Origin of the sequence: Anoxybacillus sp. EFIL, from assembly GCF_013096955.1 — a bacterium.
Taxonomy (GTDB): domain Bacteria; phylum Bacillota; class Bacilli; order Bacillales; family Anoxybacillaceae; genus Anoxybacillus; species Anoxybacillus ayderensis.
This window is the reverse complement of record NZ_SDLH01000001.1, coordinates 563,537-588,946: the sequence shown is the minus strand read 5'-3', so window position 1 is coordinate 588,946 and position 25,410 is coordinate 563,537. Positions and strand designations below refer to the sequence as shown.

The 25,410-nt window shown below is 42.9% G+C and carries 22 protein-coding genes; 12 read left to right on the top strand and 10 right to left on the bottom strand.

Annotated elements, in window-relative coordinates:
• Window positions 1-116 precede the first annotated feature (116 nt).
• Window positions 117-467: a helix-turn-helix domain-containing protein gene (locus ES017_RS02970; RefSeq protein ID WP_244463792.1), complete on the top strand. Its 351-nt coding sequence runs from the start codon at window positions 117-119 to the stop codon at window positions 465-467.
• A gap of 17 nt (window positions 468-484) precedes the next feature.
• Here ES017_RS02970 and ES017_RS02965 read toward each other — a convergent pair whose 3' ends face one another.
• A complete protein-coding gene (locus tag ES017_RS02965; protein ID WP_171334753.1) occupies window positions 485-2,590 on the bottom strand; it encodes a methyl-accepting chemotaxis protein in 2,106 nt (701 codons plus the stop codon).
• Between the two features lie 81 nt (window positions 2,591-2,671).
• Entirely contained in the window at window positions 2,672-3,262 is a 591-nt protein-coding gene (locus ES017_RS02960; RefSeq protein ID WP_042534566.1) for an SCO family protein, read from the bottom strand.
• A 142-nt stretch (window positions 3,263-3,404) separates the two neighbouring features.
• Between ES017_RS02960 and ES017_RS02955 the strand changes: the two genes are divergently transcribed.
• A complete protein-coding gene (locus tag ES017_RS02955) occupies window positions 3,405-4,652 on the top strand; it encodes a M48 family metallopeptidase (protein WP_042534564.1) in 1,248 nt (415 codons plus the stop codon).
• Between the two features lie 211 nt (window positions 4,653-4,863).
• Window positions 4,864-6,150: an isocitrate lyase gene (gene aceA, locus ES017_RS02950; RefSeq protein ID WP_042534562.1), complete on the top strand. Its 1,287-nt coding sequence runs from the start codon at window positions 4,864-4,866 to the stop codon at window positions 6,148-6,150.
• A 62-nt stretch (window positions 6,151-6,212) separates the two neighbouring features.
• On the opposite strand, the gene ES017_RS02945 is transcribed toward aceA, so the two are convergent.
• Window positions 6,213-6,830, bottom strand: coding sequence for an HD domain-containing protein (locus ES017_RS02945; protein ID WP_171334752.1), 618 nt, complete (start codon window positions 6,828-6,830; stop codon window positions 6,213-6,215).
• A gap of 319 nt (window positions 6,831-7,149) precedes the next feature.
• Between ES017_RS02945 and ES017_RS02940 the strand changes: the two genes are divergently transcribed.
• The 8 genes from ES017_RS02940 (at window position 7,150) to ES017_RS02905 (ending at window position 21,551) form a co-directional block, all read left to right on the top strand.
• Entirely contained in the window at window positions 7,150-8,337 is a 1,188-nt protein-coding gene (locus ES017_RS02940) for a YqcI/YcgG family protein (RefSeq protein WP_368737185.1), read from the top strand.
• A 98-nt stretch (window positions 8,338-8,435) separates the two neighbouring features.
• Window positions 8,436-8,954 (top strand): competence protein ComK, encoded by a 519-nt coding sequence (locus ES017_RS02935; protein ID WP_042534560.1) that lies wholly within the window; start codon window positions 8,436-8,438, stop codon window positions 8,952-8,954.
• A gap of 65 nt (window positions 8,955-9,019) precedes the next feature.
• Complete coding sequence (locus ES017_RS02930; RefSeq protein WP_171334750.1) at window positions 9,020-9,622, top strand: TVP38/TMEM64 family protein; 603 nt, start codon at window positions 9,020-9,022, stop codon at window positions 9,620-9,622.
• A gap of 15 nt (window positions 9,623-9,637) precedes the next feature.
• Window positions 9,638-13,105 (top strand): helicase-exonuclease AddAB subunit AddB, encoded by a 3,468-nt coding sequence (gene addB, locus ES017_RS02925; RefSeq protein ID WP_171334749.1) that lies wholly within the window; start codon window positions 9,638-9,640, stop codon window positions 13,103-13,105.
• Window positions 13,106-13,109: 4 nt separating this feature from the next.
• A complete protein-coding gene (gene addA / locus ES017_RS02920) occupies window positions 13,110-16,739 on the top strand; it encodes a helicase-exonuclease AddAB subunit AddA (RefSeq protein WP_042534553.1) in 3,630 nt (1,209 codons plus the stop codon).
• Window position 16,740: 1 nt separating this feature from the next.
• The gene (locus ES017_RS02915; protein ID WP_042534551.1) at window positions 16,741-17,904 is read left to right on the top strand and encodes an exonuclease SbcCD subunit D; all 1,164 of its coding nucleotides are present in this window, start codon (window positions 16,741-16,743) and stop codon (window positions 17,902-17,904) included.
• A complete protein-coding gene (locus ES017_RS02910) occupies window positions 17,901-21,260 on the top strand; it encodes an AAA family ATPase (RefSeq protein ID WP_171334748.1) in 3,360 nt (1,119 codons plus the stop codon). Before ES017_RS02915 ends, ES017_RS02910 begins: the two co-directional genes overlap by 4 nt.
• Window positions 21,261-21,272: 12 nt before the next feature.
• Window positions 21,273-21,551 (top strand): HNH endonuclease family protein, encoded by a 279-nt coding sequence (locus ES017_RS02905; protein ID WP_042534546.1) that lies wholly within the window; start codon window positions 21,273-21,275, stop codon window positions 21,549-21,551.
• Here ES017_RS02905 and ES017_RS02900 read toward each other — a convergent pair.
• The 7 genes from ES017_RS02900 to ES017_RS02870 all read right to left on the bottom strand — a co-directional run bounded on the left by ES017_RS02900 (window position 21,548) and on the right by ES017_RS02870 (window position 23,676).
• A complete protein-coding gene (locus ES017_RS02900) occupies window positions 21,548-21,769 on the bottom strand; it encodes a spore germination protein (RefSeq protein WP_171334747.1) in 222 nt (73 codons plus the stop codon). The genes ES017_RS02905 and ES017_RS02900 overlap by 4 nt on opposite strands.
• Window positions 21,744-22,142, bottom strand: coding sequence for a spore germination protein GerPE (locus ES017_RS02895; RefSeq protein WP_042534542.1), 399 nt, complete (start codon window positions 22,140-22,142; stop codon window positions 21,744-21,746). The genes ES017_RS02900 and ES017_RS02895 overlap by 26 nt, the downstream gene beginning before the upstream one ends.
• Complete coding sequence (locus tag ES017_RS02890; RefSeq protein WP_009361960.1) at window positions 22,139-22,336, bottom strand: hypothetical protein; 198 nt, start codon at window positions 22,334-22,336, stop codon at window positions 22,139-22,141. The genes ES017_RS02895 and ES017_RS02890 overlap by 4 nt, the downstream gene beginning before the upstream one ends.
• Entirely contained in the window at window positions 22,333-22,929 is a 597-nt protein-coding gene (gene gerPC, locus ES017_RS02885) for a spore germination protein GerPC (protein ID WP_042534540.1), read from the bottom strand. Before gerPC ends, ES017_RS02890 begins: the two co-directional genes overlap by 4 nt.
• 72 nt (window positions 22,930-23,001) lie before the next feature.
• Window positions 23,002-23,214, bottom strand: a complete 213-nt coding sequence (locus ES017_RS02880) for a spore germination protein GerPB (RefSeq protein WP_035064814.1) — start codon at window positions 23,212-23,214, stop codon at window positions 23,002-23,004.
• A gap of 12 nt (window positions 23,215-23,226) precedes the next feature.
• Window positions 23,227-23,448, bottom strand: a complete 222-nt coding sequence (locus tag ES017_RS02875; protein ID WP_009361957.1) for a spore germination protein — start codon at window positions 23,446-23,448, stop codon at window positions 23,227-23,229.
• A 3-nt stretch (window positions 23,449-23,451) separates the two neighbouring features.
• Window positions 23,452-23,676, bottom strand: coding sequence for a spore germination protein (locus tag ES017_RS02870; RefSeq protein WP_042534536.1), 225 nt, complete (start codon window positions 23,674-23,676; stop codon window positions 23,452-23,454).
• 138 nt (window positions 23,677-23,814) lie between these two features.
• Between ES017_RS02870 and ES017_RS02865 the strand changes: the two genes are divergently transcribed.
• Window positions 23,815-25,407, top strand: coding sequence for a long-chain-fatty-acid--CoA ligase (locus tag ES017_RS02865; protein ID WP_171334746.1), 1,593 nt, complete (start codon window positions 23,815-23,817; stop codon window positions 25,405-25,407).
• Window positions 25,408-25,410 lie beyond the last annotated feature (3 nt).

Sequence of the window (25,410 nt, the reverse complement as noted above, 5' to 3'; positions counted from 1 at the left end):
CACCGCCTTGTTATGATAGCAAAAGATGAAGAAAGGTTTATTTGTGTAATATTATAGTTTCTTTTTAGGAATTTTTCAATAAAAAAATCCAAAAAAAGAAACAAAAAATGAAGGGAATGGTAAATGTGGATGATGTAAAAGTGGTCATCAGTGAAAGAATTAAGCAGCGACTTAAGCAGTTGAATTTAAAGCAAAAAGATTTAGCCGAACAAACAGGTCAACCGAAAAGTACGATCAATAAAATAGTGAATGGAACGGTAACACCAAGAGTTGATTTGCTTATTCCAATTAGTAGGGCGCTAGATGTTTCGATAGATTGGCTAGTAGCGAATGAATACGAAAACAGACATCACAAAATAGAAGAGGAGATCATAAAGGCTTTACGTCAAGTAGATGAAAAGAAACGGGTGCACATTTATTTCATCGTTTCTTATATTTTAAAGGTACTTGAAGAGAAAAAAAAGTAGATCAGCCAATGGCTGATCTACAAACTGAATCGTTGAATAAGTTGCTGTAATTTAGATGAGATGCTAGCCAGCTGTTTCGATGATTCATCTAGCTGTTTTGAAATGTTCGCTTGTTCATCCACTGAATTTGTTGCTTGTTGGATGTCGTACTGAACATCTTTTGCGTTTTCAACAATATTTTCAATCGATGCTGTCACTTGTTCAACACCAGCCGACATTTGTTCGGTTGCGGCAGATATTTCTTGAATTTCTTCCGATACGACATCTGTTTTTTGAACAATTCGTTCAAATGTTTGAGCAGTATTCGTGATCACCGTACTGCCTTGCTGAATGTCGTCCGCTCCTTGTTTTGTTACTTCTTCTACTTCTTTTACTTGATGTTGAACGCGTCCAATGAGTTCACTCACTTGTTTTGCTGCATCGTCCGCTTGTTCGGCTAGTTTTCGTACTTCTTCTGCAACAACGGCGAATCCTCTTCCTGATTCTCCCGCACGGGCAGCTTCGATGGCGGCATTTAAAGCAAGCAAATTCGTTTGCGATGAAATCGTGCTAATTGTTGCAACAATATGTCCGATTTGTTCGGAGTAAGATGTGAGATCATTTACTTGTTTAGAAATAAGAGAAAACGATTGTCGAATTTGGTTCATCTGTTTCACTGTTTGTTCTAGGTGCTCTTTTCCTCGTTTTGCTTCATCCGACATTTCTTTTGCAGAGTCGGCTACTTCTGATGTCGACTCCGCTAGTTTTTGAACGCCAATCGCCATTTCCTCCATTGCTTTCATACTTTCTAGCAACGCTTCTGTTTGTGAAGTTGTTCGTTCCGTCATTTCACTCATCACTTCATGGACGTAAGCACTTGCTTCGCTGTTTTGTTCTGCGTTTGTTGCGATGCGCTCTGCTTCGTCTGTTAGCAGCTTGCTTTCATCGGCTAATGTTCCGATTTGTTCACGAAGATTTTCTGCCATCGTTTTCATCGCTTTTGTTAATCTGCCGATTTCATCGTTATACGGTAATGCTTCAATATGAACGTTCAACTGACCGTGCGCAATTTGCTCAGCAACATGTGCTGCATGACGGACAGGAAGCAAAATACGTCGGAGTGTGAAAATGATAAAAAGTGCGAGTAGTAAAATTAAAAATAAAATTCCGATTGTCCCATTAACGACTAGTTTTTCAATGCGTTCAAATGCAGTGCTAGATGGAACAGATAAAACGAGCGCCCAATTCTTTTCAAACAGAGGAAATTCAATAGGTGCGAAAGCGCGCAACATATTATCTTGAAGAAGTTGTGAGTAAATTTCGTCAGTAAAATGCTCCCCATTTGCGATGCGCTTTAGCACTGTTTTTTCTTTATCAAGTGTAATGGTTTTTCCGATGAACTGTTCTCCTGCGCCGCTCGCAATAATCGTGCCATCACCAGTAATCAAGTTTAAAAACCCGCCGAGCGGTTTTTCTTTGCTTACGAGTTGTTGCAAAAACGATACTTCAAAATCGACACCGACAATACCTAAAAACTCGTTCGTTGTCGGGTCGAGAAGCGGTAAAATTAACGATGTAAGCAATATATCTTTTCCGTTGACGGTGTACGTATATGGCTCGAGTAATAGAGGCTTCTTTGTTTTTTTAGGAACTAAATAATAGTCTCCTGTTCCTTCTTTATCATAATCAATACTTGCTTCGACAATAATTTTTCCATCGCTGCGAACAACATATGGAATAAAGCGACCAGTGGCATCGTGAGCTTCTTTATTGGCGTATTCTCGATCTTTTCCATCTAACGCGTTCGGTTCCCATAACGTATAAATGCCGAGTAATTGCTCGTTACGCTCAAGTAAATCGTGCATATGTTCCAATATTTGTTCGCGGGTGAGACCATGTCTTTTTGCAAAAAACATATATTCCCCAAACGATTGGGCGACTTTTTGTGCGCCATTAAATATTCCTTCAACTTCATGGGCGTATGAAGCCGTTTTTTCTACAGAAACTTCCTCTATAAGCTCTTTTTCTTCTTTTGAAACTTGGTATAGCATTGTGCCTACAGTGGTAATGGATACAATTGCAACAATCGTTGATAATAAAAAAGTCGTTCGGAAAATAAGGCTACGATCTTTCCACCTTTTCATGTTTATCCCCCTTATATAGTCTTGGAGTCCTACTTTATTATGATAAATGGTAGTCCGATAGTCCGACAAGAGAAAAAGAGGCTACTTCGCCTCTTTTACAATTTCTTTATATACTTTTTCTTTATCGAAACCTTTTTCGCCCATGCCGAATGTGGCGATGACGCGATTGTTTTCGTCTAAAAAGTAAGTGAGCGTCGTATGAATCAGCATGCCGTTTCCAGGATCGCGATATAAGAAGTCGAAAGCGTCAGCTACTTTTTTCGTATCTTCTTCGCTACCTCTCAAAAAAATCCATCCTTCGTCATCGCTTTCCACGCCGAACATGTTCGCATACGTTTGCATCACTTGTTGTGTGTCGCGTGTTGGATCAATGGTGATCGTAATAAATTCAACTTTGTTTTTAAACAAACCGTCTTTTTCCAACCGTTCTTTTAACTGTTTCATTTGAAATGACGTACTTGGACAAATGTCTGGACAGTTTGTGTACACGAACTCTAATAGGCGCACTTTCGGTTCCATGTTACGAAATGAATACGGTTTTCCCCATGCGGTTTCCATCGTCACGTCTTTTGGAAACTCCATTTTATCTTGTCGGTAAAAAGAAAAATAAAACATTCCAATGCCGATACAAATGGCAAGTAAGCTAAAAAAGCCAATGTATAGTTTTTTCAATGTGATCCCTCCCACTTTCATCATACATAATCAACGTGCCAATGAGGAGAATGGGACGTGACAATTATTTGAATTTTTTCGTTGTTCTAAATGGCGAATGAAAAACTAAACTAGTAGTAACGATGGACAAGGGGGAAGGAAAATGAGAAAAATTGCTTTTTGGACGTTGTTTTTGTATGCGATATATGCGCTGTTTTTTGCATTTTACTTATTTCAATGGACAGACTCTTCCATTCCACCACAATATAAAGGAACGAGCGCAGATCCGGCGACGTTTTTAACGAAAAAAGAACTGATGTTGACTGAACAGTTTTCCGAAGTAAAAAACTTTTTATTCTTTTTATCTATTCCGTATGAGTGGGTCATTTATATATTTGTGCTGCTGTTTGGCTTGTCGGCACGATTTCAACAATGGGCGGAAGCGACGACGAAGCGTCAGTTTATGCAAACGGCCATTTACGTATTTTGGCTATCGCTTCTTGTACAAGTCGTCACGTTTCCGCTTAGCTATATAAGCTATTACGTGACGAAAATGTATCACATTTCTACACAAACGTTTTCAAGTTGGATGCGCGATGAACTCATTGATTTTTGGGTAAATTACGCCATCATGGTTGTCATCGTTTACGTGTTATATGTGCTTATGAAAAAATTCGAAAAACGATGGTGGGTGTACGCATGGCTTTGTTCTATTCCGTTTACGCTTTTTTTAACGTTTATTCAACCTGTTTTTATCGATCCGCTTTATAACGATTTTTATCCTTTAAAAGACAAACAGTTAGAAGCAAAAATTTTAGCGTTAGCAGAAAAGGCTAACATCCCTGCTGAACACGTATTTGAAGTAAATATGTCGGAAAAAACGAACGCGCTTAACGCGTATGTCACAGGCATCGGCAGCAATTCACGCATTGTGTTATGGGATACGACATTGGAGCGGTTAAGCGAAGATGAAATTTTATTTATTATGGCGCATGAGATGGCGCATTACGTCATGAAGCATATGTATTGGGGGATAGGACTATATATTGTTGTCACGTTTATCGGACTGTTGTTGACAAATCGATGGATGAAGAGGGCAGTTGAACGGTTTGGCACACTTTTCCGAATAAAAAAATGGAACGACCTTTCTTCCTTACCTGTTTTTTTACTTCTTATTTCCCTATTAAGTTTTGCAGCGAGCCCTGCGATGAATGCGATTTCCCGCTATGAAGAACACGCGGCAGACAAATATGCAATTGAGTTAACGAAAAATAAAGAAGCGGCGATCTCGACGTTTCAACAATTGACGCGTTCAAGTTTAAGTCAAGTACATCCACCGTATGTCGTCAAACTATTTCGTTACAGCCATCCAACGATTTTAGAACGAATTATTTTTTTAGAACAGCAGTAAACATATTTTTTTGAAAAAAATTCATAAAAATACTTTCTTTTCTGAAAATTGTGTTATATAATAAAGATGTCAAAAGGAAAGTGTGTATTATAACAAAAGGGGTGGGAAACAAATCACAGCTCGTACATAGAGAAAAGAGCATCACAGTCATTTGGGGGTCTTTTGTACGGAAACAGAGGGGTTACGATAAAAAATTAAGGGGGAGAAGGAAATGGCAACATTCGAAGAACGTGTGAAACAATTAGAAGAAAGTTGGCAATTAGATGAACGGTGGAAAGGGATTACGCGCCCATATAGCGCAGCAGATGTCATTAAATTGCGCGGTTCGCTCGATATTGAATATACGCTTGCGCGCCGTGGGGCAGAGAAGCTTTGGCATTTATTAAATACAGAAGATTACGTTCATGCGCTCGGAGCATTAACAGGAAACCAAGCGGTACAACAAGCGAAAGCAGGCTTAAAAGCGATTTATTTAAGCGGATGGCAAGTTGCGGCGGATGCGAACTTAGCTGGGCATATGTATCCAGACCAAAGCTTATATCCGGCAAATAGCGTACCGCACGTTGTGAAACGCATTAACCAAGCGCTTCAACGCGCCGATCAAATTCAATATGTTGAAGGAAAAGAAGAGATCGATTATTTCTTGCCGATCGTAGCCGATGCGGAAGCTGGGTTTGGCGGCCAGTTGAACGTATTTGAATTAATGAAAGCGATGATTGAAGCAGGGGCAGCGGGCGTACACTTTGAAGACCAATTGTCTTCTGAGAAAAAGTGCGGCCATTTAGGTGGAAAAGTGTTGCTTCCGACTCAAACAGCGATTCGCAACTTAATTGCGGCGCGACTTGCGGCAGATGTGATGGGAGTGCCGACAGTATTAATTGCGCGCACAGATGCAAACGCGGCGGATTTAATTACAAGTGACATCGATCCGCGCGACCAAGAGTTTATTACAGGCGAGCGGACACCAGAAGGGTTTTTCCGTACGCGTGCCGGCTTAGACCAAGCGATTGCGCGCGGATTGGCGTATGCACCGTATGCTGATTTAATTTGGTGCGAGACGAGCGAACCGAACTTAGAAGAAGCGCGTCGTTTTGCGGAAGCGATTCATGAAAAATTCCCAGGTAAATTGCTTGCGTACAACTGCTCACCTTCATTCAACTGGAAGAAAAAATTGGATGACGAAACGATTGCGAACTTCCAAGTGGAGCTCGGAAAAATGGGTTACAAGTTCCAGTTCGTTACATTAGCTGGCTTCCATGCCCTCAACTACAGCATGTTTATGTTAGCACACGGCTATCGCGATCGCGGCATGGCTGCTTACTCCGAATTGCAACAAGCAGAGTTTGAGGCGGAAAAATACGGTTACACAGCAACACGCCATCAACGCGAAGTCGGAACAGGCTACTTTGATGAAGTATCGCTTGTCATTACAGGCGGTCAAGCATCAACTGTCGCTTTAAAAGGCTCCACAGAAGAAGAACAGTTTACAAATGCGTAAAGTCCCCTCCGAATGGTTCGTTTATCCGAACCATTCGGAGGTTCTGTTGTAATAAAACAGCATCATGAGTCCGATATTTTTTTATATTTTTCTACCTTTATCCCTGCTTCCAACATTTTGTTCTCTCCGTCTTTTTCTATCACATCCTTAAGTTGACTAAGAAAGGAATCGAAATTAACATGTTCGGACATTTTGTATAACATTTCATACTCTATTTCCAGCCATGTTGAAATGTGTGCTTCATTATGTTGAAGCTGTACTTCTAGTTTGTCAAGAGCGTTAGCCACTTTTGCTTCATATGTTTTTTTCTCCTCAAATTCTAACCACAAGTGAAATACTTCTTCTCCTATTTCTTTTGGGAGAATGTTTTTTATTTCAAGAGCAGCTTCGAATTCCATTTGTTCTTTTTTGTTTTTCTCTTCAATTTGATAAAGTGTATTGAAAGCAGGGATATCTCCCACAATAGCTTCCACTAGATCATGAATGATAATCATTTTTATTAATTTTTCATGATTTATATTTTTTATGTAAGGAGCAATCAATATAGCCATGAAAGACATTCTCCATGTATGTTCTGCCACGCTTTCCTGTCGCCCATTAGATAACCAACTATGTCTTAATTCCATTTTTAGATTTTGTGCAAGTTTGATAGCATTTATAATTTTAGCTATATCGTTCATAAAAAATACTATCCTTTCGTTCAATGTATATTTTAGGTAGAAAAACAGATGAGGAGATACAAATTTTTGCATTTTTCCTCTGTCAAATTAAGAACAAGATATTTGCTCTGATTGAAATACTCTGTTTGAACTGTATCTCTCTTACAGCCCGACATTTGATTAAATAGTTACATTTATTTTAAATGATGAGTTAGATTTTTGAAAGCATTTCAAAGTAGTTTTTATATTTGAACTTTATTTCTTTTTAAGTTATAATTTTACATGTTATTTCGTGTATTTTTAGAATTTTTATGCTCTTATGAGGAGGAAGGTATGATGAATAAAATGTCTATTTACCAAAAAAAAGGTTGAAGATGCTATTTTAAGTTTAGGGGGATATTGGTCGCCTCTTTCTGCTTTAGCGCGATTAAGTGAAGAAATTGGGGAGGTCGCACAGGAGATTAGAGTGAACGGAGTGGGAAGCACTTTAATCAAAGAACTTTCTGATGTATTTATTATTTCTACATGTTTGGCTAATCAGTACTGCGCTAATTTAGATGAAGAACTCATTAATATAGGTTATAGCAGAAATATTCATGAATTATATGATTCGACTTCTGAATATCATGATATTACAGAAGCTTTCCTAGATATGTCCATTCAGGCGTCTAAAATTTCAAGAATTTTAAATCACTATGAAGGAGATAAAACGCCGAAATGTGGAGAGGATACATGTAGAGTTGCCTCAGAAATTGCCAAGTTACATGTCATTCTTGTATCGATATCTAAAAGTCTAAAAGGTAACTTATTTGAAGAAATTGAAAGGGTCTTGCTAAAAAATCTATCTAGGGATAAAGGGAGATTTGGTCATTCCCAAGATCCTACTACATCATCAAGTATTCAAAGGTTTAAAAAGGTAGCTGAAAAAACAAATTGCATTTTTTCATCGAGAGCAAAGATTTGGGGAAGCTATAACTTTGTTGAGGACTTATCGCTAGAAGAAAACCTTGAGAACAATTTGAAACTATTAAAGCGTTTCAATAGAGTTGCTCCTTGTGAAGGGCTCGATGGATTTGTTATTGAAGTTTATGGTAAAGAGTATGGAGATCGATTAGATAATTTATCTAAAACGTTAAGACGAGTTTTGACATATCTAAGTGATAAAGATCCAGCAAAGATTCATTGCATGAATCAAAATATTCTCAGATCGGATTGGCGATTTTCTTTTGGTGGTCAAACTTTTTTCGTTACTACATTTGCTCCATGTTATCCTAAGAAACATCCTAGGTATTCACACAACCCATTTTCTACGTTCGTGCTTTTACAACCAGAGTTTTCTTTTGATCATAATGGTATTCATGCTGGGAATCCTAAGCGTGAGTTAATAAAAGAAAAGATTAGAAGCAAATTCAGAGAGAACGGATCTGAATATAATATTGACTTAGTAAGGCAGCCGTTAGAAGTCTATAAGTATGTAAAACCTATAAATATTGATGATGTACCTGTAAGATGGTGGGAAGAAAAGTGATGCAAGGAATGTAAACTTCCAATTAATTAAATATGTAGTGCCCACGATCTAGATTAAACTAGCATCGTGGGGGAATAAAAGATAAGGGAGGGAGCGATATGCTCATCGTCGAGCATCTACATTTAACACGCTATACGATGGGTCTTTTTCCGTTTTTTTATGACAAACATTTGTGGACGAAAGCGTTAGAGGAAGATGGAGAAATTGTTGTGAAACAAAGTCCGATGGACATTATTGAACAAAGTTGTTTGTACTATGGCGCTAGTTTAAGAGGAAGGAAAGATGGATCAAAACATATTATTGGCACTTCGCATAAAGCACCCATTGCAGTCGAACCAACGAACGAAATTTTCTTTTTTCCAACGATCTCCCCAACGAATCCTCAATGTATATGGCTATCGCATTTACATATTCGTCATCATGAGCATGTTCAAGGTGGAAAAACACGCATTACTTTTTCAAACGGGACGAGCGTCGAGCTATGTATTTCCCATCATTCATTTGTGAACCAATTGCATCGCACAGCTCAGTTGCGGACAAAGATGAGCGAACGAATCGAAGCGCGCGAACGAAAAATGATGTATTTGTTATATTTGCGGGAAAGGGAATTGTCGTAGTAGTTTTCTCTTTTCCTCTAAACTTGTACAATATAAACATGAGCACGTAGCAAAGGGGTTACTGTATGAGTTTAGAGGAATTAAAACAATGGTTTACGATCAAACATATGCTTGACATGTTAGCGGAATATCGTTCATTTGGCGTTATTCCGGGCATCGTCTTGCCGATGGCAGAGGCGTTTTTACCGTTTTTGCCGCTTTTCGTTTTTGTCATGGCAAACGCGGCGGCATTCGGTCTTTGGAAAGGGTTTTTCATCTCATGGATTGGAACGAGCGCAGGCTCACTGCTCGTCTTTTTTCTCGTTCGAAAAATCGGGAGACAACGATTTTTCTCTTTTTTACATCGCCATCCGACCATTCGCCGCATGATGCATTGGATTGAGCGTCGCGGCTTTGGGCCGCTCTTTTTACTGCTTTGTTTCCCATTTACACCATCCGCGGCAGTGAATGTCGTGGCAGGATTATCAGGTATTGCGATGCAGCAATATATGCTTGCCGTGTTGCTCGGAAAAATGGTGATGGTGTTTACGATTAGTTTTATCGGCTATGACGTTGTCGCTTTAATTCGTCAACCGATGCGCACCGTATTTGTCGCAGCCGCTATTTTTCTTCTTTGGTACGTCGGAAAAAAAGTCGAGCAACGTTTCGCATTGCACGATGGAAAATAAGAAAGGATGAACAATATGTCTGTACGTTTTATCATCGGGCGGTCGGGAAGCGGAAAAACGACGATGTGTTTAACAGAAATGATCGAACAACTTGCGCATGAACCCGATGGCGATCCGATTATTTATCTCGTTCCTGAACAAATGACGTTTCAATCGGAATATGCTCTTATGAACGCAAACGTCAAAGGAATGATTCGCGCACAAGTGTTTAGTTTCACGCGCCTCGCTTGGCGCGTCTTGCAAGAGACAGGCGGCATGAGCCGCCATCATTTAACGCAAACAGGCGTACATATGTTGCTAAGGAAAATTGTTGAACAACAAAAAGAACAGTTAAAGCTGTTTCGAAAAGCAGCCGACAAACGCGGCTTTATTGAACAACTGGAACAAATGTTGACGGAATATAAACGATATTGTGTGACGCCAGCAGCATTAAAACAAACGGAAGAAGAGCTGCGCCGTCATGCGACCGCAAACGAAATGGTACTTGCTGATAAATTAAAAGATACAGCGATGATTTTTGAGCAATTTGAACAACAGATGGCACATCATTATGTCGATTCAGAAGATTATTTGCGCCTGCTTGCGGAAAAAATTCGCCATTCTTCCTATATGAAACGTGCGCGCATTTACATGGACGGCTTTTATGAATTTACCCCGCAAGAATATATGGTGATTGAACAGTTGTTTATTCATTGCCCACATGTGACGGTTGCGCTTACGTTAGACGCTCCGTATGAACAACTACCAAACGATTTGCACGTATTTCGTAGCACGTGGCGAACGTATGCCCAACTGCGCGAAATGGCGCTACAAAATGGAGTGGCGATTGAAAAAGTAGAACAACTTCATGAAAACGTCCGCCACAAACATGAAGAGCTTCGCCATCTTGAAGCACATTACGATGATCGTCCTGTACGTGTATGGCCAAAACAAACGGAAGCGATTGTCATTGGAGAAGCGACCACTCGCCGAGCAGAAATGGAAGGCATTGCTCGTGAAATCATTCGGCTTGTGCGCGATGAAGGATATCGCTATCGTGACATCGCTTTGCTCATTCGCAACGTTTCAGACTATCGCGACGTGTTAAAAACGGTATTTGCAGATTATCGCATTCCGTATTTTATTGATGAAAAAGAACCGATGCTTGATCATCCGTTCATTGAATGTTTGCGCGCAAGCATCGAAGCAGTACGGACGAACTTTCGTTACGAAGCGGTATTTCGTGCTGTGAAAACCGACTTGTTTTTTTCGTTTGATGAGCCGATACATGAGATGCGCATGGCGATCGATCAACTGGAAAACTATGTGCTCGCTTCGGGCGTACAAGGAGACAAATGGACAGAACATTGGACGTATCGCAAGTATAAAGGGCTCGAAGGGATCCATGCGCCACAAACAGATGAAGAAAAACGATATGAGCAACAATTAAATGAATGGCGCAAGCTTGTTATTTCTCCGTTGTTGTTTTTACAAAAGCGGTTAAAACAAGCAAAGACAGGACGTGAACAATGCGAAGCGCTATATGCATACGCAGAACAACTTCACATTCCACAAAAGCTGCAACGATGGCGCGATGAAGCGGAAGAGAGAGGCGACTTGTCCGCTATGCGTCACCATGAGCAAGTATGGCAAGCGTTTATTCATTTGCTTGATGAATATGTGGAAATATTAGGCGATGAATCTCTTTCACTCGAAACGTTTTTTACCATTATTGAAACGGGATTAGAAAGTTTGCAGTTTTCTCTCGTGCCACCGGCAACCGACCAAGTGTTAATTGCTCATTTTGATCGTTCCCGCCTTTCCAACATTCGCTGTACGTTTCTTGTCGGGGTGAACGAAGGCATTATTCCGATGCGCAAAAACGATGATGGGATGTTGTCGGAAGTGGATCGCGAATTGTTGCATCATTATTCCGTACGCGTTGCCCCAGCGAGCCGCGATCGATTGCTTGATGAGCCGTTTTTACTTTATTTAGCGCTCGTTAGCCCGTCTGAACGTTTATATGTTACGTATGCGCTAGCTGATGAGCAAGAAAAAACGTTGTTGCCATCGATGTTTATCAAACGGTTAACGGATATGTTCCCGCATGTGAAAAAAATGCAATGGGGAGCCGATCCGTTTTTCCTTCCGCCTCACGAACAATTGTCATATATGACAAACGATATCGCCACGCTCGGCCCGTTAGTGCAGCAACTTGAAGCGTGGAAGCGACAATACACTATCGCTCCGATGTGGTGGGATGTATACAACACCTACGTGCAACATGAGCAATGGAAAGAACGAATCGCGGTCGTTGTGCGGGCGTTATTTTATGAAAACCGCGCAAAACAGTTACGTAAGCAGTTGGCGAAAGAGCTATATGGAAAAAAAGTGAAAGCGAGCATTTCGCGTATGGAGACGTTTAACCGTTGTCCGTTCGCTCATTTTGCCGCGCACGGTTTAAAGTTAAAAGAACGGACGGTCTTTCAATTTAAGGCGCCAGATATGGGTCAGCTGTTTCATGAAGCGTTAAAAGTGATCGCAAATCGCTTGCGGGAAGAACGGCTACCGTGGAGTGAATTATCAAAACAACAATGCGAACAGTTGTCATATGAAGCGGTCGAGCAAATTGCTCCATACATTCAACAAGAAGTGTTGTTAAGCACGCACCGTTATCGATATATGAAGAAAAAGTTACAGACGATTATGACGAAAGCGACGACCGTATTAAGCGAACATGCGAAAAGAAGCGGATTTGTACCGATTGGCGTTGAATTAGGGTTTGGTGAAGGGGAGTTGCTCCCGCCGCTTTCGTTTACATTATCGGACGGGACGATGTTGCAGTTTGTCGGGCGCATCGACCGCGTCGACCAAGCAACGAGCGAACAAGGTGTACTTCTTCGCATTATTGACTATAAATCGAAACAAAAGACGCTTGATTTAACGGAAGTATATTACGGTTTAGCGTTACAAATGTTAGCGTATTTAGATGTCGTGCTTGAGTATGCGGAAAAGCTCGTTGGCACATCGGCGTTTCCAGCAGGGGTGTTGTACTTTCCGATTCATAACCCGACGATGAAACTGAATGAATGGCTTGAAGAACACGAGCTAGAGAAAAAGTTTTTAGAACAGTTTAAAATGGGTGGCTACGTATTAGCCGACGAACAAACGGTGCGGCTGATGGATGAACAAGTAGAGCCGGGAACGAGTTCTCTCGTTATTCCTGTTCGTTTCAATAAAAATGGAACGTTTGCGCAACATTCAAAAGTGTTAACAGAGCAACAATTTACGATGTTAAGGCAACATGTGCGCCGTCTAATCGTCGATGTAGGTGAACAAATGATCGACGGCGTGACGCATATTGCACCGTACAAACAGAAAAATAAAACAGCTTGTCAATATTGTGAGTTTCGCGATGTGTGCCAATTTGACGAAGGGGTCGATGCGGAACAATATCGCGTGTTCAAACCGAAAAATAATATAGACGAATGGTTAAAGGGGTGATCGTGTGATTCCGCGAAAACCACGAGAAAGTCAATGGACGGATGAACAATGGAAAGCGATTTATGCCACAGGTCAACATACGCTCGTTGCCGCCGCCGCAGGTTCAGGAAAAACAGCGGTGCTTGTCGAGCGCATTATTCAAAAAATATTGCATAAAGAGCGGCCGATCGATGTCGATCGGTTGCTTGTTGTGACGTTTACGAATGCGGCAGCAGCAGAAATGCGCCAGCGTATCGGAGAAGCGTTAGAGAGAGCGCTCGAAAACGAACCGCACTCGCTTCATTTGCGCAGGCAACTCAGTCTTTTGCAAAAAGCGTCTATTTCCACGATTCACTCGTTTTGTTTAGATGTCATTCGCAAATATTATTACATGATCGGCATTGATCCGGTGTTTCGCATCGCGGATGAAGGGGAGATGGCGCTATTAAAAGAAGAAGTGTTAGAAACGTTATTTGAACAATATTATGCGGAAAACGATGAAGCGTTTTTAGCTGTTGTTGACAAATATACGAGCGATCGGACAGATGCGGATTTGCAAACGCTTATTTTACGGCTATATGAATTTTCTCGTTCGCATCCAAACCCGAACGAATGGTTACAACAAATCGTTCATATGTACGATGTCGAAGAAGGTGCACGCGTCGACGATTTACCGTATGCACATTACCTTTTTCAAGCGGTTGATTTGGCGCTAGAGACAGCGGAACAACGATTGGCGCAAGCGTTGCAAAAAACGAAAGAGCCAGGTGGACCGGATTATTTGCATGCAACGCTCGTTAGCGATCAACAAGTTATTGCCAAGCTCAAAGAGGCGCGTGCTGAATCGTGGCAAAAGCTACATGAAACGATGAAAAACGTATCGTTTGCGACGGCAAAAAGAAAGCCGAAAGACGGGACATATGATGAACAATTGATTGATGAGGTAAAAAAACTGCGCGAGCAAGTGAAAAAAGAAATAAACAGTGTAACAGAAGAACTGTTTTCGTTTCAACCCGCGACATACGTGCGCCATTTGCGCGAGATGAAGCCGATGGTTGCTACGATCATACAAATGGTGCAACGGTTTGCCGATCTATTGCAAGCGAAAAAAGACGAAAAAGGGATCGTTGATTTTTCAGACTTAGAACATTATTGTTTACACATTTTACGCGATCGTTCTGCGGAACATGAGTTCAAGCCGTCGGAAGCGGCTCTTTATTATCGAGCGCAATTTGCCGAAGTGCTCGTCGACGAATACCAAGATACAAATATGGTGCAAGAGTCTATTTTACGGCTCGTATGTAACGACGATGAAGCGACAGGCAATTTGTTTATGGTCGGCGATGTGAAGCAATCGATTTACGGCTTTCGTCTTGCGGAACCGTCGCTTTTTTTACAAAAATATGATCGGTTTACGAAAGACGGCGAGGGCGGATTGCGCATTGATTTAGCGAAAAACTTTCGCAGCCGAAAAGAAATATTAGATGGAACGAACTTTATTTTCCGACAACTCATGACGGAAACGGTCGGGGACATGCGTTATGACGATGACGCGGCTCTTCGCTTTGGCGCGCGCGATTATCCGGAAAAACAAGTGCCAGTCGAATGTGTGTGGATTAATGAAGCAAAAGAAGAAAGCGACGAAGAAGAACAAGAAGATGTGACAGCCGTTCAGCTTGAAGCGAGATGGATCGCGAAAAAAATCAAACAACTGCTTGCCGAGCCGTTTTTCGTTTACGACCGTCGCTTAAAAGGAGAACGGCGTCTCATGTATCGCGACATCGTCATTTTATGTCGCTCGATGTCGTCTGCTTCAGCGATGTTAGAAGAATTTCGGAAGCAAAACGTTCCGGTATATGCCGAGTTGTCGACAGGTTACTTTTCAGCGACCGAAGTGTCAATTATGTTATCGCTTTTGAAAGTGATTGACAATCCGTATCAAGACATTCCGCTTGCAGCGGTGCTTCGCTCACCGATTGTTGGATTGGACGAAAATGAGTTGGCGCGCATTCGTTTGGCGAAAAAAGACGGGGCATTTTATGAGGCGTTGCTTGCTTTTGTCGAGCAATCACAAGATGATGAGCTTTATGAAAAAGTGAAACGTTGGCTTTCGTATTTATCGGAGTGGCGTACAGCCGCAAGACAAAAGCCGCTTGCTGACTTCATTTGGCAATTGTATCGTGATACAAACTTTTACGACTACGTCGGCGGAATGCCGGGAGGAAAACAGCGGCAAGCGAATTTACGCGCGTTGTATGATCGCGCAAAACAATATGAAAAAACGTCGTTTCGTGGCATTTTTCGCTTTTTACGTTTTATTGAACGGCTAAAAGAGCGCGAGGACGATTTTGGAGCGGCGCGTTCGCTCACAGAACAAGAAGATGTTGTGCGCATGATGACGATTCATAAAAGTAAAGGGCTTGAGTTCCCGATCGTCTTTTTAGCAGGTGCTGCAAAACGATTTAACACGAAAGATTTGCGCGGCGACTACATATTAGATAAAGATTTCGGGTTAGGGATGCGCTATGTTCATCCGACGTGGCGGGCAAGCTATCCGACGATCGCGCAGCTAGCGATCAAGAAAAAAATGAAACTGCACATGCTTGCGGAAGAAATGCGCATTTTATACGTCGCGCTGACGCGTGCAAAAGAAAAGTTATATATCGTATCGACGGTAAAGGATATCGAAGCGGAAAAGAAAAAATGGCAAGAAGTCACTTATACATCCACGTGGGAACTTCCTGCGTATGTCATTGAAAAGGCAAAAAGCTATGCGGATTGGCTCGGTTATGCCCTCATCCGTCATCCACAAAGCGTTTGTCCGTCGAAAACGGTGCTTCACGATGCATCGCTATGGGAGATGCACGTTGTGTCGGCGCATGCGCTTGAGCAAGAAGATGAGCAAGCAAATGAGCATCGTGACATCGTTGAAGCGATTCAACAACTGCAACCTGTGGCGATTAAAAGCGAATATGAAGAAGAAGTCAAGCGCCGCCTTTCTTGGACGTATACGTATGCGAGCGCAACGACGTTAAGGGCGAAACAAAGTGTATCGGAATTAAAACGACAACGCGACATATACGGTGGACATGCCGAACAGCCGTTTCGAAAAGAGATCGTTGAACGGCCGCGCTTTTTGCAAGCGAAAACGATGACGCCAGCCGAACGAGGAACGATTATGCATCTTGTGATGCAACATATTGACGTAACAAAAGAAGTGACTGCTCATGAGGTGCAGGAGCAAATCGCGCGCATGATAAACGGAGAATGGCTCACCGAAGAGCAGGCGAAAGCGGTTGATATAGAAAGCATCGTTGCCTTTTTCCACACTCCGATCGGCAAGCGAATGCAACGTGCGAAGCGACTTGAACGGGAAGTGCCGTTTTATTTGGCGCACGAGATGGAGGGGGAAACGGTGATCGTTCAAGGAGTCATTGACTGCGTATTTGAAGATGAATACGGGCTCGTTTTAATTGACTATAAAACAGATCGCGTATCGTGGATGAATGACCCACAGGAACAACTAAAGCGACGATATGAAGGGCAATTAGCGTTATATCGTGAGGCGATCGAAGCGATTTGGAAAAAGAAAGTAACCGAAACTTACGTGTACGCTTTTGACGGTGCGCTACTTGTAGCGATGGGAGGGGATTAATTTGCGTATTTTGCATACGGCTGATTGGCATTTAGGGAAAACGCTTGAAGGGCGAAGCCGCTTGAGCGAGCAAGAAGCGGTGATCGATGAAATAGTAGAAATCGTACAGAAGGAAAACATCGATGTCGTATTGCTTGCTGGCGATGCGTTTGATACAGTCAATCCGCCTGCTGATGCGGAAAAGCTTTTTTATGAATCGCTTTCACGTTTGAGCGATCACGGAAAACGTCACGTTGTTGTCATTGCGGGAAACCACGATCACCCGGGTCGTTTAAGTGCGGCCGCTCCGATTGCCGCAAAACATGCGATTACGTTGTTAGGATTTCCAACGGATGTTGTGCAGCGCTTGTATGTTCCATCAGCTGATGAAATATTAATCGTTGCGGCGCTTCCGTATCCGTCAGAGTCGCGCTTGAACGAATTGCTTTCCGACGAATGCGATGAAACGTTGTTGCGCGCACGATATGATGAACGCATTCGCGCCATTTTTGCAAAAATGAATGCATCATTTCAAGAAGATGCCGTCAATATTGCAATGAGTCATTTATATGTCGCTGGAGGGGCAACGTGCGATTCCGAGCGCCCGATTGAGCTCGGCGGAGCATATACGGTGTCGCCAGCAAGCTTCCCTCAGCGTGCGCAATATGTCGCACTCGGTCATTTGCACCGTCCTCAAGATGTGAAACATGCGGTGATGCCGGCGCGCTATTCCGGCTCACCGCTCGCCTACAGTTTTTCCGAAGCAGGATACAGCAAGTCGGTGACGATCGTTGACGTGCAGCCGCGCTCTGCTCCTGCCATTTCAGAATGTTGGCTTTCCAAAGGGCGTCCGCTTGTCAAATGGAAAGCGACAGAAGGGTTAGCGCAAGTGTATCGTTGGATTGAGGAAGGGCGCGATCGCGGGGCGTGGATTGATTTAGAAATTGATGTCGAGCAATCGTTAACGTTAGAAGAAACACATCGGTTGCGTAAATTGTATGACGGATTTGTTCATATTCGCCCGAATTACTTAAAAAAGGACGATGTTGTGCGTGAAGTGCGCACCGATGTTCCGATTGAAACGTTGTTTACGCGTTTTTATGAACGGCAAACAGGCGGGGGAAAGCCGTCTGAAGAGCTCGTTCAACTATTTTTGCAGCTCGTTGCTGAGGAGGATGAACGATGAAACCGATTCGTTTAACGATTGCAGGGTTGCATAGTTTTCGCCAGAAGGAAACGATTGATTTCGAACGGCTATGCGAAGGGGGATTGTTTGGCATTTTCGGTCCGACAGGAAGCGGAAAGTCGTCGATTTTAGATGCGATGACGCTCGCGTTATATGGAAATGTCGAACGCGCGGCAAATCAGACGAACGGAATTATGAACCATGCGGAAAATGAACTATTCGTTTCGTTTACATTTGAATTACAACATGCGGAAGGAGTAAAGCGATATACGGTTGAGCGCTCGTTTAAGCGCGCGGATGCGCTGCGCATTCGTTCTGTCGTCAGCCGCTTCATCGAAGAAGGAAACGAGCGCGTCGTCATCGCAGATAAGACGCGTCTTGTTGATGAACAAGTAAAACAACTGCTCGGTTTAGAAATGAAAGATTTTACAAGAGCTGTCGTTTTGCCGCAAGGAAAGTTTGCTGAATTTTTGTCGTTAAAAGGATCGGAGCGCCGTCAAATGTTGCAGCGGTTGTTTCATCTAGAACGGTATGGCGACGAATTAAATAAAAAACTAAAAAATAAATTGGCCGAAGCGTCTGCGAAGTTAGAGGCGATCAAAGGGGAGCAAGCTGGGCTTGGCGACGCTTCGAAAGAACAAGTCGAAAAACAAAAACAAGCGTTGACAGAAAGAAAAGAGGCGCTAGAGAGAGCGAAAAACGAGTTGCGTCACATGCATGAACGATATGAAAAAGAAAAACAATTATGGCAATGGCAATGCGAGAAAGAAAAAGTAGAACAACAGCTGAATGAATGGAGAAAGCAAGAAGAACGGATGAAACAGCTTGAGCAGACGTATGAACGAAGCAAAGAAGCTGAACGTCTTGCTCCGTATATTGAACAAGTAGAACGAAGCGAAAAAGAGGTTGCACATTGGCAACAAAAAGCAAGTGAACGATCTTTTCAATTACAGCAAGTGCGCACGATGTATGAACAAGCAAGCAAACAATATGAACAATGTCGTGCGAAAAAGAACGAAGAAGAGCCGAAAGCGTTGCAAAAGCAAGAGCAGCTGAAGCAAGCGCTACAAACGTTGGCGCTTATGCGGTCGCTTGAACAACAACAAGCAAAGCTACGCGCGAGTTTGCAAGAGATAGAGCAAAAAGAACAACAAGCGCGCCTTCAGGTTGACATATGCACGAAAGAATATACAACATGGAGTGCAAAACAAGCGGAATTAAAAAAACAATGGGAAGAGAAAAAAGTCGACGTGCATGTGAAAGAGCGTTTGGAACAAGCAGATGAAAAAAAGAAGCATATTCAATTGCAGTGGCAAGCGCTTGAAGAAATAGAAAAGGAAAAACAAGAAAAACAGAAAACATATGAAGCGATGAAACAAACATATGACCGAGAAATGAAACAAATGCAACAACTTGAAGCGCGTCTAGCTGAAGAGTTTCGCCATGTAGAATGGTTGTATCATCGCGTCTGTGAGCGGGAAAAGCAAGCGATGGTGCTTGTCTATCAATGGAAAGAAGAAAAAAAGCAAGTGGAAGCGGCACGATTACATGATTTAGCGGCTACGTTAGCCGAACGCTTGCGTGATGGGGAAGCTTGTCCGGTTTGTGGTTCGACGCATCATCCGAGTCGGGCAAAAAGAAAACAAGTGGCGCTCGATGAAGAAGCGCTCGAACGGATCGACCGTTCTATTCAAATCGGGGAACAGCTCGTTGCGGCGATACAGCAAATAAAAATGCAAGTCGAACAGCTGTCACAACTCATGTTACGCCACCCTTTGCCACAACGTGTCGATGCAGAAAAAGTGAAACGAGAAGTGGAAGAAGCACCGCTTTCTTCTTTAAAAGAAATCGAAACGGAAGGAAAGGCGCTGCAACAAGATTATATTGCATGCCGCGACCGGATGTATCGCTATATCGAGAAATGGAACGAACAAAAACAAAAAGAGCAACAATATGCATATCAAATGGAAACCGTTCGTCAACAAATCGCTGAATTAGAGGAAAAATGTGCAGAGCGACGCACGCGCATCGAACAAGAAAAAAAGATGTGGCATGAGGCGTATCCAGATGTATCGTTTGAACAAGTCGATGACATCGTTCGCAACCTTCGCAAGCGCGAACAGGAAGCCCAGCAGTTGCAACAGCGCATTGAAAAAAGCGTGACCGTACTAGATAATAAACGAGCGGAATTAGAGCAATGGAAAGAAACGTATCAAGAGGTCATAAAACAAAAAGCAGAATGGACAACTGAATGGAATATGCAACAGCAACAATATGAACAATATAAACAAACGCTGCCAGAAGGAATGGATGAGGAGTCTGTAAAACAACAGCTCATTCGTATAGAGGAAACGTTACAACGTGTCAAGCGTGAAGAAGAAGAGGCGTATGCCCGATGGATGTCATTACAACAACAACTGCACACGTTGCAAGCGGACAAACAAGCCGCAGATGTCGCTTTACAAGAAGGAGAGAAGCGAAAACAAGAAGCGGAACGAATGTTGGCAGAACAATTCCAAAAAACTGTTTTCAAAACGGTGGATGATGTGCTTGCGTCCCGCTTAGATGAACAAACGAAACAACAAATCGCTCATGACATTCAACAATATAAAGATATACTCATGAAGCTACAAAATGAATGGCAGCGATTAAATGAGGCGATGAATGGCGTCGTCATGACGAAACAACAATGGGAAGAAACGATGTGCGCGTACGAACAAGCGAAGCAACAAGTGGACGAACATATGCGGCAACTCGGTTCACTTGAAGCGATCGTCGCTGATTTAGAGGCGAAACATGCGCGCTTTGAACAATTGCACCAAGAAAGAATGCAACTAGAAAAGCTCGTCGGTCAGTACGAGGAGCTGCAAAAAGTGTTGCGCGGAAATAGCTTCGTTGAATTTATTGCGGAAGAACAGCTCGTTCATGTGACGCGCTATGCATCGGAACGACTTGGGGAATTGACGAGACAGCGTTATGCGATTGAGCTAGATTCCGAAGGAGGTTTTGTCATTCGTGACGATGCAAACGGAGGTGTACGTCGTCCGGTGACGACATTATCGGGAGGCGAAACGTTTTTAACATCTTTATCGTTAGCGTTAGCGCTATCGGCGCAAATTCAGCTGCGCGGGGAATATCCGTTGCAATTTTTCTTTTTAGATGAAGGATTCGGCACGCTTGACCAGGAGTTGTTAGATGTCGTCATGACCGCATTAGAACGATTGCGAGGAGAACATATGGCGATCGGGGTCATTAGCCACGTTCAAGAGTTGCATGCGCGCATGCCGAAACGGCTCATTGTAAAACCAGCAGAACCGTCTGGAAAAGGAACGACAGTCCAACTTGAAGTGATGTAAAGGAGACGGGCGATGAAAGGAATATGTGAACTGTGCGGGAGAGACGATGTTGTGTTCACCGCTCATCATTTAACGCCGAAAGAGTATGGCGGAACAGAAACGGCCAAACTATGCTTTCCTTGCCATAAGCAAATTCACGCGTTATATACGAACGAGGAATTAGCGAGTCGGCTATATACGATCGAGCGGTTACAACATGATGAACGCATCGCGTCATTTATTCGGTGGATTCGAAAACAACCAGCTGATCGGTTGCCGAAAATAAAAAAGGCGAAGCGGCAAAAGCGTTAAGCATTGCCGACAACGTTTTGATCGAATGCGTCGCAATCGAGCGTATTTGTTAAGCTAATGCCGTTGTTGGCGATAATAAAATTGCCTGTATTAAACGCGCCTGCGCCAGCGAATGTTTTCGATGATATTTTCGGTGAGACATATAACGTATCCCCTACTTGCATGACGGCGCCGCTAGCGACGAGGTTAATTTTAATCGGACCGACGAGAGCGGGCATGTCGTTCTCTCCTTTCTGTCAGCTGACGAATATGTTTGACTCGTGATTCCGCTTCTACATTTTTCGTGGAACCGATATGCACGACAGATGTAGAAGAAACCCCGATGATGCGAATGGAATGAACAGCGATGAGCGGGCAATCGTGCAACGTATAACGACAAACGTGTTCATGATCAACAGGTGGAAGCGGAATCAGTTTTGTAAAGATCGGAAAGGCGAGCGGAAATTCGTTGCTGTCGACATATTCAAATTGTCTTTGAACGGCAAGCGCCCGCCCAGAAAGACGAATGTGTTGGCTGTCTCCAACTTGCACGACAGAGCTAAAGGAGACGGCATTTGCTTTTAGTAAATGAACGACGGAAAGGCGGCTCATCGCTTTTCCTCATTTTTTTTATTGTTTTGTTTTTGTGGAAACGGACCGATAATTAACGATTCTGGCGGTGTGTCGAATGCGGAAGCTAATTGGATCGTTTCGCTATCGCCGATTAAAACGAGCGAGGCGCTCGCCACCCCCCCGATGGCGATATGACCAACCGATAAATGATGATTCACAACTGTCATATTCATTCGTTCGTCTCCTCTCGTGGTAAATGTTTTAAAAATGTCTCGATCGAATGTTCAATGTCTCGTTTTAAATAAGCGATAATGTTTTGTTGTAATTGTTCGTTTTCTGTTTCGCTTTCCCCATATTGTCGCAAATAAAAATGAATGCGATCATCAATTTGTCGAGCAATATCTTGCAATATAAATTGGCGATATGTTGGATCAAGCGACCGCTCATACGTTTGCTCGATGCGGGCGATGATGTGTTCTCCTTCTTCTTTTAAATATGAATGAACGGCTGTTTGAATGTTGCGAAAGAGCGGTGTCGGTTGCGGTGTCGGTTGTGGAATAATTGTTTGTGTTTTTGGAACCGCAAAATTTTCAATCGTATCTTCCCCGAACGTTGCAGGATTTAGACCGATATTTAACGTTCCTTCTAACGTTTCCACTTTTAGTTGATCAAAATGATATTCAATTTTTTCAATCGTTGTGCGCGGCTTTTTTTTTAACTGTTCATATTGTTGTTGTAAATCATGTATCGCTTGTTCAAGCGATTGCATTTTTTGTTGTTGCCATTTTAAATATGCCTCGAGCTGTTTAAAGTAATCGTGCCACATGCGCGCTGCCTCCTTCTTTTTCGGCCCGTTTATTTTCTAGTTTATGGCCGAGCCAAAAGAAGTAGCACTGTTTTATACAGGGGATTGAAGCGGGACGAACGGTCCTTCTTCCCCTTGAATATTGATTTTTGCTTCCGGAGCGGGTTCGGTAAATTGTCCGGTATTGCTTAATGTGGCGAGCGGTTGTACCTTTCCGGTCGTTCCGATTTGAAGGACGGATGAGTTCGTGAGCGAGCCGATTTTTAATTGATGAATGGAAATCGTTTGTTGAATATAAAAGTTCATGTTCCCACCTCGCTAGGCGTTTCCGGTAATATTGCTATCGGCAATATCACGGTCGTTCGTATTCGTGTTGCTATATTGGTTATAAATATGCAAGCCGTCTCCTGTATTAAATGAACCAGCGCCAGCAAACGTTTTCGCTACGCTGTATGGAGAGATGGCAAATACATCGCCGATATGAAACACGCCGCCGCTTCCGATGCTGTTAATTTGGACTGCTCCAACAATGGCAGGCATCGGCTATCCCTTGCTTTTTACGTTGCTATCGGCGATGTCTGGATCGATTGTATTTGTAAAGCTGATGAACGTGTTCGTTTGTAAAAAATCTCCTGTATTTCCGCCGCCGGCACCTGCGAGCGATTTAGATGAACTTTTTGGTGCGATTTGTAACGTATCGCCGAAATTGACGGTCGCGTCGCTACTGACGTTCGTAATTTTAATCGGACCTGCGATATAGGAAGGCATGGCCATCGTCCTTTCTCTCATTCTTTCCCTTATCCAATCATATGAAAACAACGAAAGAAATGTGCTCCACAAAAAGAAAGATATGTTATAATATTTCTGAAAAATGATAATTTTTAGATAAAAATGGGGGGAATGGGGATGAATGTGCCATTAGTATTAACGCATTTTTTAGATCGCGCCGTATCGCTTTATGGGGATAAAGTCGGCGTCATTAGCGAAGAACAATCGTTGACGTATCGCGAGCTGTATGAACGTGTGAACCAATTGTCGCACGGGTTAAGCGATATCGGAGTGAAAAAAGGAGATCGTGTCGCTTATTTAGCTCCAAATACGTTAGAAATGCTTGAAGGGTTTTATGGGGTGTTTCAAACAGGGGCGATCATGGTACCGTTAAACATTCGTTTAAAGCCAGACGATTACGTATTTATTTTAAACCATAGCGAAAGTAAAGTGTTGTTTGTTGATGCGGAGTTGTATCATTTAATTGCGCCAGTCAAAAACGAGTTGCAAACAGTTGAGCATATCATTGTGCACGGCAAAACGGACGACATTGCTGAAATCGCTTACGATACATGGCTTGCTCAATATACGACAGAGCCGTTTGCTCGTCCGGATATCGATGAAAACGACGTATGTAGTTTGTTATATACGAGCGGAACGACGGGAAATCCAAAAGGGGTCATGTTGACCCATCGCAACAACTATTTGCATGCGTTAAGTACGATGCACCATTTACGCGTGTCGGATCGGGATGTATATTTGCATATTTTGCCGATGTTCCACGTAAACGGATGGGGGGCACCGTTTTACTATACAGCGAACGGAGCGACGCACGTTTGCTTGCGTAAAGCGATTCCTGAAGTCATTTTCGAATACGTCAATAAATATAAAGTGACCGTTATGCATATGGCGCCAACGGTGTTAAATACGTTGTTGCAATATTATGAGCAACACGTGCCGACAATTGAGCATGATGTGCGTGTCGTCATTGCAGGTTCTGCTCCGCCGCCAGCATTTGTCACGCGTGTTGAAAAAGAATTAGGTTGGGAGTTTATTCAAGTGTACGGCATGACGGAATCATCGCCATTAAGCACGGTTTCTACCGTCCGTTCGCATTTGCAACATTTACCGCTTAGCGATCAATATCGTATGAAAGCGAAAGCAGGTTATGCGATGATTGGCTGTGAAGTGAAAGTCGTCAATGAGCATGGGGAAGAAGTGCCGCGCGACGGAAAGTCGATCGGAGAAGTCATTGTGCGCAGCAACGGTGTGATGGCAGGCTATTGGAAAAACCCAGAGGCAACGATGGAGACGATTCGCAACGGTTGGCTGCATACAGGAGATATGGCGACGATTGATGCATACGGAAATATCGACATCGTCGATCGGAAAAAAGATATTATTATTAGCGGTGGGGAAAACATTTCATCGATTGAAGTCGAAGGGGTGTTGTACGAGCATCCAGCGGTGTTAGAGGCGGCAGTGATTGCTGTTCCGCATGAAAAATGGGGCGAAACGCCGCATGCGTTTGTCGTTGTCCGTCCTGGAAAAGAAGTGACCGAACAAGAACTCATCGCTTTCTCACGTGAAAAACTTGCTCATTTTAAAGCGATTACCGGTGTGACATTCGTTCAAGAATTGCCAAAAACCGCATCAGGAAAAATTCAAAAAGTACATTTACGCAACGAATATTGGCAATCAATAGGGAAGACAGGAAGATATGTGAATTAATGA

Bases quoted from the DNA above. Each gene is read 5' to 3' on its own strand.
- ES017_RS02870 (WP_042534536.1), bottom strand. From the start codon at position 23,676: ATGCCTTCCTATATCGCAGGTCCGATTAAAATTACGAACGTCAGTAGC.
- ES017_RS02880 (WP_035064814.1), bottom strand. From the start codon at position 23,214: ATGAACTTTTATATTCAACAAACGATTTCCATTCATCAATTAAAAATC.
- ES017_RS02865 (WP_171334746.1), top strand. From the start codon at position 23,815: ATGAATGTGCCATTAGTATTAACGCATTTTTTAGATCGCGCCGTATCG.
- ES017_RS02955 (WP_042534564.1), top strand. From the start codon at position 3,405: ATGAGAAAAATTGCTTTTTGGACGTTGTTTTTGTATGCGATATATGCG.
- ES017_RS02905 (WP_042534546.1), top strand. From the start codon at position 21,273: ATGAAAGGAATATGTGAACTGTGCGGGAGAGACGATGTTGTGTTCACC.
- addB (WP_171334749.1), top strand. From the start codon at position 9,638: ATGTCTGTACGTTTTATCATCGGGCGGTCGGGAAGCGGAAAAACGACG.
- ES017_RS02900 (WP_171334747.1), bottom strand. From the start codon at position 21,769: ATGCCCGCTCTCGTCGGTCCGATTAAAATTAACCTCGTCGCTAGCGGC.
- ES017_RS02930 (WP_171334750.1), top strand. From the start codon at position 9,020: ATGAGTTTAGAGGAATTAAAACAATGGTTTACGATCAAACATATGCTT.
- ES017_RS02875 (WP_009361957.1), bottom strand. From the start codon at position 23,448: ATGCCTGCCATTGTTGGAGCAGTCCAAATTAACAGCATCGGAAGCGGC.
- ES017_RS02935 (WP_042534560.1), top strand. From the start codon at position 8,436: ATGCTCATCGTCGAGCATCTACATTTAACACGCTATACGATGGGTCTT.
- ES017_RS02910 (WP_171334748.1), top strand. From the start codon at position 17,901: ATGAAACCGATTCGTTTAACGATTGCAGGGTTGCATAGTTTTCGCCAG.
- aceA (WP_042534562.1), top strand. From the start codon at position 4,864: ATGGCAACATTCGAAGAACGTGTGAAACAATTAGAAGAAAGTTGGCAA.
- gerPC (WP_042534540.1), bottom strand. From the start codon at position 22,929: ATGTGGCACGATTACTTTAAACAGCTCGAGGCATATTTAAAATGGCAA.
- ES017_RS02970 (WP_244463792.1), top strand. From the start codon at position 117: ATGGTAAATGTGGATGATGTAAAAGTGGTCATCAGTGAAAGAATTAAG.
- ES017_RS02890 (WP_009361960.1), bottom strand. From the start codon at position 22,336: ATGAATATGACAGTTGTGAATCATCATTTATCGGTTGGTCATATCGCC.
- ES017_RS02965 (WP_171334753.1), bottom strand. From the start codon at position 2,590: ATGAAAAGGTGGAAAGATCGTAGCCTTATTTTCCGAACGACTTTTTTA.
- ES017_RS02895 (WP_042534542.1), bottom strand. From the start codon at position 22,142: ATGAGCCGCCTTTCCGTCGTTCATTTACTAAAAGCAAATGCCGTCTCC.
- ES017_RS02945 (WP_171334752.1), bottom strand. From the start codon at position 6,830: ATGAACGATATAGCTAAAATTATAAATGCTATCAAACTTGCACAAAAT.